Annotated in this window: 11 protein-coding genes; 2 read left to right on the top strand and 9 right to left on the bottom strand. The window is 68.2% G+C overall.

Annotated features, from left to right (window positions below):
- Positions 1–445, bottom strand: a 445-nt coding sequence (rpsG, locus tag QM624_RS07710) for a 30S ribosomal protein S7 (RefSeq protein ID WP_415090446.1), incomplete at its 3' end; no start/stop codon positions are given.
- A complete protein-coding gene (gene rpsL, locus QM624_RS07705; RefSeq protein ID WP_020488528.1) occupies positions 445–816 on the bottom strand; it encodes a 30S ribosomal protein S12 in 372 nt (123 codons plus the stop codon). The genes rpsL and rpsG, both read right to left, overlap by 1 nt.
- Positions 817–1068: 252 nt before the next feature.
- Here rpsL and QM624_RS07700 point away from each other — a divergent pair, with 252 nt between their 5' ends.
- Together QM624_RS07700 and QM624_RS07695 are read left to right on the top strand one after the other, a co-directional pair.
- Complete coding sequence (locus tag QM624_RS07700) at positions 1069–1311, top strand: hypothetical protein (RefSeq protein WP_415090444.1); 243 nt, start codon at positions 1069–1071, stop codon at positions 1309–1311.
- Positions 1311–1646 carry a type II toxin-antitoxin system PemK/MazF family toxin gene (locus QM624_RS07695; protein WP_415090442.1) on the top strand — a complete coding sequence of 112 codons (336 nt, stop codon included), beginning with the start codon at positions 1311–1313 and terminating at the stop codon, positions 1644–1646. The genes QM624_RS07700 and QM624_RS07695 overlap by 1 nt, the downstream gene beginning before the upstream one ends.
- Here QM624_RS07695 and QM624_RS07690 read toward each other — a convergent pair.
- From QM624_RS07690 to QM624_RS07660, 7 genes are all read right to left on the bottom strand, one after another.
- Entirely contained in the window at positions 1634–2692 is a 1059-nt protein-coding gene (locus tag QM624_RS07690) for a sulfate/molybdate ABC transporter ATP-binding protein (RefSeq protein ID WP_415090440.1), read from the bottom strand. The genes QM624_RS07695 and QM624_RS07690 overlap by 13 nt on opposite strands.
- Positions 2689–3471 carry an ABC transporter permease gene (locus tag QM624_RS07685; RefSeq protein WP_415090438.1) on the bottom strand — a complete coding sequence of 261 codons (783 nt, stop codon included), beginning with the start codon at positions 3469–3471 and terminating at the stop codon, positions 2689–2691. The genes QM624_RS07690 and QM624_RS07685 overlap by 4 nt, the downstream gene beginning before the upstream one ends.
- Positions 3468–4226, bottom strand: a complete 759-nt coding sequence (modA, locus tag QM624_RS07680; protein ID WP_415090436.1) for a molybdate ABC transporter substrate-binding protein — start codon at positions 4224–4226, stop codon at positions 3468–3470. The genes QM624_RS07685 and modA overlap by 4 nt, the downstream gene beginning before the upstream one ends.
- Positions 4223–4624 carry a TOBE domain-containing protein gene (locus QM624_RS07675; protein ID WP_415090434.1) on the bottom strand — a complete coding sequence of 134 codons (402 nt, stop codon included), beginning with the start codon at positions 4622–4624 and terminating at the stop codon, positions 4223–4225. The genes modA and QM624_RS07675 overlap by 4 nt, the downstream gene beginning before the upstream one ends.
- A 100-nt stretch (positions 4625–4724) precedes the next feature.
- Positions 4725–5210, bottom strand: coding sequence for a ribose 5-phosphate isomerase B (rpiB, locus tag QM624_RS07670; RefSeq protein ID WP_415090432.1), 486 nt, complete (start codon positions 5208–5210; stop codon positions 4725–4727).
- Between the two features lie 193 nt (positions 5211–5403).
- Positions 5404–9285 carry a DNA-directed RNA polymerase subunit beta' gene (locus QM624_RS07665; RefSeq protein ID WP_415090430.1) on the bottom strand — a complete coding sequence of 1294 codons (3882 nt, stop codon included), beginning with the start codon at positions 9283–9285 and terminating at the stop codon, positions 5404–5406.
- A 58-nt stretch (positions 9286–9343) separates the two neighbouring features.
- Positions 9344–11686 (bottom strand): DNA-directed RNA polymerase subunit beta (locus tag QM624_RS07660; protein WP_415090428.1); only part of this gene is annotated, 2343 nt, incomplete at its 5' end.

Raw genomic sequence — 11686 nt, 5'->3', positions numbered from 1 at the left:
GGTTGGCCTCGGCCATCTTGTGCGTGTCCTCGCGACGCTTGACCGAGGCGCCCAGGCCGTTGGACGCGTCCAGCAGCTCGTTCATCAGCCGCTCGGTCATGGTCTTCTCGCGACGGGCGCGGGAGAAGCTCACCAGCCAGCGCATCGCCAGGGTGGTCGCGCGAGCGGGCTTCACCTCGACGGGCACCTGGTAGGTGGCGCCACCGACGCGGCGGCTCTTCACCTCGACGGCGGGGCGGATGTTGTCCAGTGCCTTCTTGAGAGTCTGCACGGGGTCAACGCCGGTCTTGGCCCGGGTGCCCTCAAGAGCGGAGTAGACGATGTTCTGCGCGACGGTCTTCTTGCCGTCGAGCAGGATCTTGCTGACCAGCTGCGAAACCAGCGGCGAGCCGTAGACGGGGTCGACGACGACCGGGCGCTTCGGTGCGGGGCCCTTGCGCGGCATTACTTCTCCTTCTTCGCGCCGTAACGGCTGCGAGCCTGCTTGCGGTTCTTGACACCCTGGGTGTCGAGCGAGCCGCGAATGATCTTGTAGCGCACGCCGGGGAGGTCCTTCACACGGCCGCCGCGCACCAGCACCATCGAGTGCTCCTGCAAGTTGTGGCCCACGCCGGGGATGTACGCGGTCACCTCGACACCGGAGGACAGCCGGACACGAGCCACCTTGCGCAGCGCGGAGTTCGGCTTCTTCGGGGTGGTGGTGTACACACGCGTGCACACGCCACGGCGCTGCGGGGAGCCCTTGAGCGCGGGCGTCTTGTTCTTGCTGACCTTGTCAGTGCGGCCCTTGCGGACCAACTGCTGGATGGTGGGCACCGGCTGGTATCACTTTCCGTCGTGGTTGAAGGCACGTCCTGGCGAACGTGATTCGCTGTTGGGGTGTCGCGTCACAGACGGCTAGTCGTCGCGACGGGCACACACGGATGGTTCGGTCGCCCGAACACAACCACCAAGGTTACCGGGTGTGCGCACGAGGTGCAAAACAGCACCGCCCGAGCGCCGTCCCGAGCACTTTCGGGCCCAGTTCTGCGTCCCGGCACCATCATACCAATGCGGTATATTGGCGGTATGACCGTTCAGATCACTGTCCGGATCGCTGATGACGCCGCCGCGTTCCTCGATCAGGAGGCCACCGCGGCAGACATCAGCCGCGCGGCCGTCATCACGCGCGCACTGCGCCGCGAGGCCCGTCGGCGCAGGGCCGAGGCCGACGCCGCGATCTACGCCGCCGAGGGCGAGAACACAGAGCTGACCGGCTGGCAGCAAGCGAGTGGCGACGCAATCGCCGCCCCCTGGTCGGAGCTGGACTGATGCACCCGATCCATCTCGCCGACATCCCCCATGACAAGGTCAGGCCAGTGCTCGTGCTCACCCGCGAGGCCGTCCGCGAGCACCGCAGGTTCGTGACCGTCGCACCCATCACTTCGCGGGTGCGCGGGCTGGCCAGCGAGGTTCTGCTCGGCCCCCGCAACGGCCTCGACCACGAGTCAGCGGTCAACTGCGACTCCATCGCGACCATCGACAAGGCTCTTCTGCGCCATCAGGTCGGATCGCTTCATCGGGATCAGGAGGCCGACCTCGCCCGCGCCATCACCGAAGCGTTCGACCTCGATCTCGAGCTGCCGGTGGAGGATCACCGAGGATAGAGCAGCACCTGGCTGGCCTTGACCGAGAGCCAGACCGGCGCGCCCGGGACCAGCGCGAGTTCGGCCACCGCGGCGGCGGTCAGGTCGACCGTCAGGATTTGTCCGGACGCCGCGCAGACCAAGCGGGCGGCGTCCCCGCGAGGTTCCACCGCACTCACCTGCGCCGACCACACGTTGCGCGGGCTGCCCTCCGGGTGGTTCCGGTGGACGGCGATCGCGGCCGGCTCGATCAGCGCCAGCGTCTGCACGCCGGTGCCTAGCGGGGCATCGGGAATCCCGTGCACCACCAGGCCGTCGGCGCGCATCGACTCCGATCCGGCGGCGACACCGGAGATCAGGTTTCGTCCACCGAGGCTGGCCGGGAACTCGTTGCGCGGACGCCGCATCACCTGGGCCACGCTGCCCTGCTCGACGATCCGCCCGTCGGCGAGCACCACGACGCGGTCGGCCAGCCGCCACAGGTCGATCAGGTCGTGGGTGACCAGCAGCACCGGCAAGGCCAGCGCATGCAACCGCTGTGCCAGCACCTGCCGGATCTCGGCTGCGCCCTGGACGTCGATCGCCGCCAGTGGCTCGTCGAGCAGTAGGGCGTCCGGTTCGGCGGCCAGCGCCCGGGCGATGCCCACCCGCTGCGCCTGGCCACCGGAGAGCTGGCTCGGCCGCCGATCGGCCAGCTCGCGGGCGCCCACCAGTTCGAGCTCGTCGAGTGCTCGCAGCCGGGCGTCGGCGCGGCGCTGCCCGTTCGCGACCAGGCCGAACGCGACGTTGTCGCGCACCGTGAGGTGCTCGAACAGCAGCGGACGTTGCGCCAGCCAGCCGACCCGTCGCCGGTGCACCGGCACCTTCATGCCCGGGCCGGTGAGCACACGTCCGTCCAGCCGGATCTGACCGGACGCCGGCGTCAGCACACCGATCACGGATTCGAGCACGGACGACTTGCCGGCGCCGTTGGGCCCGATCAGCGCACAGGTCTCCCCCGGCGCCACGCTCAGTTCCAGCCGGACGCCACGCTCAGGCAGGTCGACCTCGACCTTCAGACCGGTCATGCCGTCCTCCCCCGGTTGAGCAGTGTGGTGCCCAGCACCAGCAGGGCGGCCAGCGCGATCAGCACCGCGGCCAATGCCAGCGCGGTGTCGGTGTCGACCTCGCGTTGCAGGTAGATCTCCAACGGCAGGGTGCGGGTGGTGCCCTGCAGTGAGCCGGCGAAGGTGATGGTGGCCCCGAACTCCCCCAGTGCCCGGGCGGCGGCCAGGCTGGCGCCGGAGATGATCGCCGGACGTAGCGCCGGCAGCGTCACCTGCCACAGCACCCGGGACGGCCCGGCGCCCAGCGTCGCCGCCATCAGTTCGGCGTCCGGGTCGATGCTGCGCAGCGCACCCTCGACGGCGACCACCAGGAACGGCATCGCGACGAAGGTCTGCGCGATCACCACCGCGGCGGTGGTGAAGCCGATCTCGATGCCGCCCAGGCTGAGCACCTGGCCGACCAGCCCGCGGCGTCCGAGGGTGACCAGCAGGGCCAGTCCGGCGACCACGGGCGGCAGCACCATCGGCACCGTCGCCACCACTCGTCCGACCGCCACCCAGTGGCCGCGCAGCCGGGACAGTACCAGCGCCACCGGCAGGCCCAGGACGAGGGAGAGAACGGTGCTGGCCAGGCAGGTCTGCAAGCTGAGCACGAGCGCGTCCCGGGCCGCGGAACCGGCCAGTAGTGCTGGTACCTGCGACCACGGGACGCGCAACAGCAAACCCAGCAGGGGCACGCCGAGCAGCAGGCCCCCGGTCACGGCGAGTACCCCGATCCAGCGGGGCACGGGACGGGTCACGGAGTGACGAAGCCCGCCGCGCTCAGGGCGTCCTTGCCCGCCTGCGAGGTGACCAGGGTCACGAACTCACCGGCCAGGTCGGGTTGCGGGGCGCTGGCCAGGACCGAGATCGGGTAGTTGTTCACGACCTGATCGGAGCCTTTGATGGCCACCGTCTCGACCTTGTCACCGGCGCCCTTGGCGTCGGTGACGTAGACGATGCCGGCGTCGGCCTCACCCGAGGTGACCTTGCCGAGCACATCGGTGACCTTGCTCTCCTGGGAGACCGGCTTCAGCGTGACGCCCAGCTTGCTGGCCAGCTGGTTGGTGGCGTTGCCACAGGGCACCTCGGGCGCGCAGACGACCAGCTTCTTGCCGTCCAACGAAGCATCCATGCCGGTGATCTTCTTCGGGTTGCCGGGCGCGGTCACCAGGGTGAGCACGTTGCGGGCGAAGATGGTCTGGGAGCCGGTGGTCAGCTTGGCGTCGACGGCGTTGGCCATGTTCTTCTCGTCGGCCGAGGCGAACACGTCGGCCTTGGCGCCACCCTTGAGCTGATCGACCAGGCCCGAGGATCCGTCGAAGTTGAACTTCACCTTCACCCCGGGATGGGCCGCCTCGAACTGGCCGCCCAGCTCGGTGAACACTTTGTTCAGCGACGCGGCGGCGAACACCTGCAGGGTCTTCTCGCTGGACGCCGGGCTGCCACTGCTACCACAACCGCTCGCCGCCAGGCCGAGCACCAAGGCGACGATCACGCCCACCAATCTCTTCATCGGAATGCCTCCACGGTCACGTTCGTCGCCTTGACCACGGCGGTGGCCAAGGAACCCACCTCGAGCCCGAGTTCCCGGACGGCCTCGGTGGAGATCAGCGACACGACGCGGAACGGGCCGCACTGCAGTTCGACCTGAGACATCACCACGTCCGAGGTGACCTTGGTGACCAGTCCGGTGAAGTGGTTGCGGGCCGAGCGATGCCCCGCCGCCGGGTCCAGCGCATCGGTCCTGCTGGCCAACTCCTGGGCGAGCGAAGCCAATTGCGCACCGGCGACGACCTGGCGACCCGATGCGTCCTGGGAAAGGCTGAGGCGTCCCTGCTCGGCCCAGCGACGCACCGTGTCGTCACTCACCCCGAGAAGGGACGCAGCCTCTGAGATCCGTAGTTGCGTCACGAGCAGGACGATAGCACCGTAAGAACGGCTTCTTTGGAGAAAAGGTGACACGGCTCATCGCCGAGCGCACCCCGTTCGGACGGACGTTCGCGCGATCTACTCAGCCGGTACAGGCGGGCCCCATCTTGCGCAGGTCCTCAAGGCTGATGTCTCCGTCCAGCGCCTTCAGCATCTCGACCCGCTGCGCGTGCCGTCCGCCGGCCGGCTCGGTGGTCAGGAAGGCTTCCACGATCATCCGGGCCTCGCCGGGACCCACCACCCGCTCGCCGACCGCGACGATGTTTGACGCGTTGTGCTGGCGCGACAGCCGGGCCGTGTACGGCTCCGAGCAGACCACGGCGCGGGCGCCGGCCACCTTGTTGGCCGCCATCGAGATGCCGACCCCGGTGCCGCAGACCAGAATGCCGAGGTCGTACTCCCCCGCGGCCACCTTGTGCCCGACCACTGCTCCGGCGTACGGGTAGTCGACCTTCTCACCCACCGCCGGGCCGAGGTCGTCCACCTGGTGCCCCATCTCACGAGCCTGCTCGACCATCTCCAACCGAAGCTCCACCCCGGCGTGGTCGCTGTGCGCAACGATCTTCATGCCGCCCACCTTAGGCGTCCGGACGCGGCGCCCGCAGGCCCCCGTCCACCACCAGTAGGGCCCTCCCTAACTACCTGCGCCCTCCCGCATGTGGGAGGGCGCAGGTAGTTAGGGAGGGGGTTAGGGCGATACGGGGACGGCGGACGCGAAACGGCCCCGGGGTATCCCCCCGGGGCCGTTCGTCAGCGATCGCTCAGCGCAGGTCGCCGATGTCGAACTCGTCCAGCGACACGTTCATGCCACTGCTGGCGATGTCGTAGTCGTACGGGTCGTAGCTGAGCTCGTAGGCAGCCGCCCGGGCCTCCGCGGTCGGTTCGACCCGAATGTTGCGGTACCGCTCCAGGCCGGTGCCGGCCGGGATCAGCTTGCCCAGGATGACGTTTTCCTTCAGACCCACCAGGCTGTCCGACTTGGCGTGGATCGCCGCGTCGGTGAGCACCTTGGTGGTCTCCTGGAAGGACGCCGCCGACAGCCACGACTCGGTGGCCAGCGACGCCTTGGTGATGCCCATCAGCACCGGACGGCCCTGGGCCGGCATGCGACCCTCGGTGACCATCTGGCGGTTCTGGGTCTCGAAGGTGTTCCGGTCGACCAGCTCACCGGGCAGCATCGAGGTGTCACCCGACTCGATCACCGTGATCCGGCGCAGCATCTGCCGGATGATGATCTCGATGTGCTTGTCGTGGATCGGCGCACCCTGCGTGCGGTACACCGCCTGCACCTCTTCGACCAGGTGCTCCTGCACCTTGCGCAGACCGCTCACCCGCAGGACGTCCTGCGGATCCGGGGTACCGGCGTAGAGCTGGGCACCGGCCGGCAGGTGATCGCCGTCTGCGGTCGAATGCCGGAGGCCGTTGTTGTCCTCCCACTCCAGGCGAACCCGGCGCGGCAGCACGTACTCCAGATCCTCTTCGCCGTCGTCGCGGACGATGATCAGCTTGCGGTTGCGGTCACCCTCCTCGATCCGGACGCGACCCGCGGCCTCGGCGATCGGCGCCTTGCCCTTGGGCTGCCGGGCCTCGAACAGCTCGACCACACGCGGCAGACCCTGGGTGATGTCGTCACCGGCCACACCACCGGTGTGGAAGGTACGCATGGTCAGCTGGGTGCCGGGCTCACCGATCGACTGCGCGGCGACGATACCGACCGCCTCGCCGACGTCGACCAGCTTGCCGGTGGCCAGCGAACGGCCGTAGCACATCGCGCAGGTACCGGACGCCGCCTCACAGGTCAGCACGGAACGCACCTTGACCTCGGAGACGCCGTTCTTGAGCAGCTTCTTGATGTTGACGTCGCCCAGGTCGACCCCGGCCTGCACCAGCACCTTGCCCTCGGCGGTGACCACGTCGGTGGCCAGCGTGCGGGCGTAGACCGCGGTCTCCACGTTGCGGGCGGCGACCAGCTTGCCGGTCCGGCCCTCCTCGGCGATGACCTTGGTCAGGCCGCGCTCGGTGCCACAGTCCTCCTCGCGGATGATGACGTCCTGCGAGACGTCGACCAGACGCCGGGTCAGGTAACCCGAGTCGGCCGTCCGCAGCGCGGTGTCCGCCTGGCCCTTCCGGCCACCGTGGGTGGAGATGAAGTACTCCAGCACCGACAGGCCCTCACGGAAGTTGGACTTGATCGGCCGGGCGATGATCTCGCCCTTCGGGTTGGCCACCAGGCCTCGCATGGCGGCGATCTGGCGCATCTGGGTCATGTTCCCTCGCGCGCCGGAGTGCACCATCATGAAGATCGGGTTGTCCCGGGTGAAGTTGGCCTCCATCGCCGCGGTCAGTTCGGCGGTGGCGTCGGTCCACAGCTGGATCAGCTCCTGGTGCCGCTCTTCGTCGGTCACCTTGCCGCGCTCGTACTGCTTGGTGATCTTGGACGCCCGCGCATCGTAGGAGGCCAGGATCTCCGGCTTGCTCGGCGGCGTCTGGACGTCCGAGATGGACACCGTGACGCCGGAGCGGGTGGCCCAACGGAAGCCCAGATCCTTGAGCCGGTCCAGGGTGGCCGCGACCTCGATCTTCGGGTAGCGCTCGGCGAGATCGTTGACGATCTGGCCCAGCTTCTTTTTGCCCACCTCGACGTTCACGAACGCGTAGTCGGTCGGCAGGGCCTCGTTGAACAGGGCCCGGCCCAGCGTGGTGGCCAGCAGGAAGCTGCCGTCGGCGCGTGCCTCGACGCCCTCGGGGGCGACGATGTCACGGAACCGGATGGTGCACGGGGCACCGATCGCCAGTTCGCCGCGGTCGAACGCCATGATCGCTTCGGCGACCGAGCCGAAGACCCGGCCCGCGCCGAGGCCCTTGGGCTGCTCCATGGTGAGGAAGTAGTGACCGATCACCATGTCCTGGGTGGGCATGGTCACCGGGCGCCCGTCGGCCGGCTTCAGGATGTTGTTGGTGGACAGCATCAGGATGCGAGCCTCGGCCTGCGCCTCCGCGGACAGCGGCAGGTGCACGGCCATCTGGTCGCCGTCGAAGTCGGCGTTGAAGGCGGTGCAGACCAGCGGGTGGATCTGGATCGCCTTGCCCTCGATCAGCTGCGGCTCGAAGGCCTGGATGCCGAGGCGGTGCAGGGTGGGTGCACGGTTGAGCAGCACCGGGTGCTCGGAGATGACCTCTTCGAGCACGTCCCACACCACCGGACGCTGCCGGTCGACCATCCGCTTGGCGCTCTTGATGTTCTGCGCCAGGTTCAGGTCGTCCAGCCGCTTCATCACGAACGGCTTGAACAGCTCCAGGGCCATCGCCTTGGGCAGGCCGCACTGGTGCAGCTTCAGCTGCGGGCCGACCACGATGACCGAACGGCCCGAGTAGTCGACGCGCTTGCCCAGCAGGTTCTGGCGGAACCGGCCCTGCTTGCCTTTCAGCATGTCCGAGATGGACTTCAGCGGACGGTTGCCCGGACCGGTCACCGGACGGCCGCGGCGGCCGTTGTCGAACAGCGAGTCGACGGCCTCCTGCAGCATCCGCTTCTCGTTGTTGACGATGATCTCGGGCGCGCCCAGGTCGAGCAGTCGCTTCAACCGGTTGTTCCGGTTGATCACCCGGCGGTACAGGTCGTTGAGGTCAGAGGTCGCGAACCGGCCGCCGTCCAGCTGCACCATCGGACGCAGGTCCGGCGGGATGACCGGGACGGCGTCCAGCACCATGCCCGAGGGGCTGTTGACGGTGTTCAGGAACGCCGAGACGACCTTGAGCCGCTTCAGGGCGCGGGTCTTGCGCTGCCCCTTGCCGGTGGCGATGGTCTCGCGCAGCGACTCGGACTCGGCCTGCAGGTCGAAGGTGGCCAGGCGGTTCTTGATCGCCTCGGCACCCATGTAGCCCTCGAAGTACTTGCCGAAGCGCGTCTTCATCTCGCGGTAGAGAATCTCGTCGCCCTCGAGGTCCTGCACCTTGAGGTTCTTGAACCGGGTCCAGACCGCGTCCAGCCGGTCGATCTCACGCTGCGCGCGGTCACGGACGGCCTTCAGCTCACGCTCGGCGCCGTCGCGGACCTTCTTCTTGATGTCGGCCTTGGCACCCTCGGCCTCAAGCTGCGCGAGGTCTTCCTCGAGCTTGGCCATCCGGGTGTTCACGTCGTTGTCGCGACGCTGCTCGAGCTGCTTGCGCTCGACCTCGACCTTGGCCTCCAGCGACTGCTGGTCGCGGTGCCGGGCGTCGACGTCGACCGCGGTGATCATGTACGCGGCGAAGTAGATGACCTTCTCCAGGTCCTTCGGCGCGATGTCGAGCAGGTAGCCGAGCCGGCTCGGGACACCCTTGAAGTACCAGATGTGGGTGACCGGGGCGGCCAGCTCGATGTGACCCATCCGCTCGCGGCGGACGTTGGAGCGGGTCACCTCGACGCCACAGCGCTCGCAGATGATGCCCTTGAAGCGCACCCGCTTGTACTTGCCGCAGTAGCACTCCCAGTCGCGGGTGGGGCCGAAGATCTTCTCGCAGAACAGCCCATCACGCTCGGGCTTCAGGGTGCGGTAGTTGATCGTCTCGGGCTTCTTGACCTCGCCGTGGCTCCACTCGCGGATCTGGTCCGCGGTGGCCAGACCGATGCGCAGTTCGTCGTAGAAGTTGACGTCAAGCACGTGTGTTTTCTCTCTTCTTTCGAAAACTGATCTGAGTTGGTTGCGACTGAGCGTGAACTCAGACCTCGTCGAGGGCGGCGAACGAGTCGGCACCCGGACGGCGGGACAGGTCGATTCCGAACTCCTCGGCGGAGCGGAAGTCGTCCTCGGAATCACGAAGCTCGACGACCTGGCCGTCGGAGGACAACACCTCGACGTTCAGGCACAGCGACTTCATCTCCTTGACCAGAACCTTGAACGACTCGGGGATGCCCGGCTCGGGGATGTTCTCGCCCTTGACGATCGCCTCGTAGACCTTGACCCGGCCCGGGACGTCGTCGGACTTGATGGTGAGCAGCTCCTGCAGCGCCCAGGCGGCGCCGTAGGCCTCTAGTGCCCACACCTCCATCTCGCCGAACCGCTGGCCACCGAACTGCGCCTTACCGCCCAGCGGCTGCTGGGTGATCATCGAGTACGGACCGGTGGACCGGGCGTGGATCTTGTCGTCGACCAGGTGGTGCAGCTTCAGCATGTAGATGTAGCCGACACCGACCCGCTCGGGGTAGGGCTCACCGGAGCGACCGTCGAACAGCTGCGCCTTGCCACCGGCGTCGACCAGGTTCAGCCCGTCGCGCTGCGGCAGGCCGTGCTCGAGCAGGCCGGCGATCTCGTGCTCGGTGGCGCCGTCGAAGACCGGCGTGGCCAGGCGGGCATCGCCCTCCACACGGCCCAGGCCGACCTCCTTGAGCCGGTCGGCCCAGGGCTCGTCGACGTCGGCGACGTCCCAGCCGGTCTTGGCGACCCAGCCCAGGTGCGTCTCGAGCACCTGGCCCACGTTCATCCGGGAGGGCACGCCCAGCGGGTTGAGCACGATGTCGACCGGGGTGCCGTCCTCCAGGAACGGCATGTCCTCGACCGGCAGGATCTTCGAGATGACGCCCTTGTTGCCGTGGCGTCCGGCCAGCTTGTCGCCGTCGGAGATCTTCCGCTTCTGGGCCACGTAGACGCGGACCAGCTGGTTCACACCAGGGGGCAGCTCGTCGCCCTCTTCGCGGTCGAACACCCGGACGCCGATGACCGTGCCGGTCTCGCCGTGCGGCACCTTCATCGAGGTGTCGCGAACCTCGCGGGCCTTCTCACCGAAGATCGCGCGCAGCAGCCGCTCCTCCGGGGTGAGCTCGGTCTCGCCCTTCGGGGTGACCTTGCCGACCAGGATGTCGCCGGTGCCGACCTCGGCACCGATCCGGATGATGCCGCGCTCGTCGAGGTTGGCGAGCATGTCCTCACCGATGTTCGGGATGTCGCGGGTGATCTCCTCGGCGCCCAGCTTGGTGTCGCGGGCGTCGACCTCGTGCTCCTCGATGTGGATCGAGGTGAGCACGTCGTCCTGCACCAGTCGCTGGCTCAGGATGATCGCGTCCTCGTAGTTGTGACCCTCCCACGGCATGAACGCGACCAGCAGGTTGCGGCCCAGCGCCATCTCGCCGTTGTCGGTGCAGGCACCGTCGGCCAGCGGCGAGCCGGCCTCGACCCGGTCACCCTCGGCGACCAGCGGACGCTGGTTGATGCAGGTGGCCTGGTTCGAGCGGGTGAACTTCGCCAGCCGGTAGCTGCGGTAGCTGCCGTCGTCGTTGGCCACGTCGATGATGTCGGCGCTGACCGAGGTCACCACGCCGGGCTTCTCGGCGACCGTCACGTCACCGGCGTCGACCGCACCGCGGTACTCCATGCCGGTGCCGACGTAGGGCGCCTCGTTGCGGATCAGCGGCACCGCCTGGCGCTGCATGTTGGCACCCATCAGTGCGCGGGACGCGTCGTCGTGCTCGAGGAACGGGATCAGCGCGGTGGCCACCGAGACCATCTGGCGCGGGGACACGTCCATGTACTGCACGTCGGCGGCAGCGACCTCGTCGGCATCGCCGTGCTTGAGCCGGACCAGCACCCGGTCCTCGGCGAAGGCACCGTCGGCGTCCAGCGCCGCGTTGGCCTGCGCGATGATGTACCGGTCCTCCTCGTCGGCGGTCAGGTAGTCGATCTGGTCGGTGACCTTGCCGTCGACGACCTTGCGGTACGGGGTCTCGATGAAGCCGAACGCGTTCACCCGGGCGAACGACGCCAGCGAACCGATCAGGCCGATGTTCGGACCCTCAGGGGTCTCGATCGGGCACATCCGGCCGTAGTGCGACGGGTGGACGTCACGGACCTCCATGCCGGCGCGGTCGCGGGACAGACCGCCCGGGCCCAGCGCCGAGAGCCGGCGCTTGTGGGTCAGGCCGGCGACCGGGTTGGTCTGGTCCATGAACTGCGACAGCTGCGAGGTTCCGAAGAACTCCTTCAGCGCCGCCGACACCGGACGGATGTTGATCAGGGTCTGCGGCGTGATCGCCTCGATGTCCTGGGTGGTCATCCGGTCGCGGACGGT

This window comes from Micropruina sp. (assembly GCF_047606365.1).
Lineage (GTDB): Bacteria > Actinomycetota > Actinomycetes > Propionibacteriales > Propionibacteriaceae > Micropruina.
The sequence above is the reverse complement of the archived record's forward strand: the minus strand, read 5'-3'. Positions and strand labels throughout refer to the sequence as shown.

What these genes read in the sequence shown, in the direction of transcription:
- QM624_RS07700 (WP_415090444.1), top strand. Translation starts at nt 1,069, where the DNA reads ATGACCGTTCAGATCACTGTCCGGATCGCTGATGACGCCGCCGCGTTC.
- QM624_RS07695 (WP_415090442.1), top strand. Translation starts at nt 1,311, where the DNA reads ATGCACCCGATCCATCTCGCCGACATCCCCCATGACAAGGTCAGGCCA.
- QM624_RS07690 (WP_415090440.1), bottom strand. Translation starts at nt 2,692, where the DNA reads ATGACCGGTCTGAAGGTCGAGGTCGACCTGCCTGAGCGTGGCGTCCGG.
- modA (WP_415090436.1), bottom strand. Translation starts at nt 4,226, where the DNA reads ATGAAGAGATTGGTGGGCGTGATCGTCGCCTTGGTGCTCGGCCTGGCG.
- rpiB (WP_415090432.1), bottom strand. Translation starts at nt 5,210, where the DNA reads ATGAAGATCGTTGCGCACAGCGACCACGCCGGGGTGGAGCTTCGGTTG.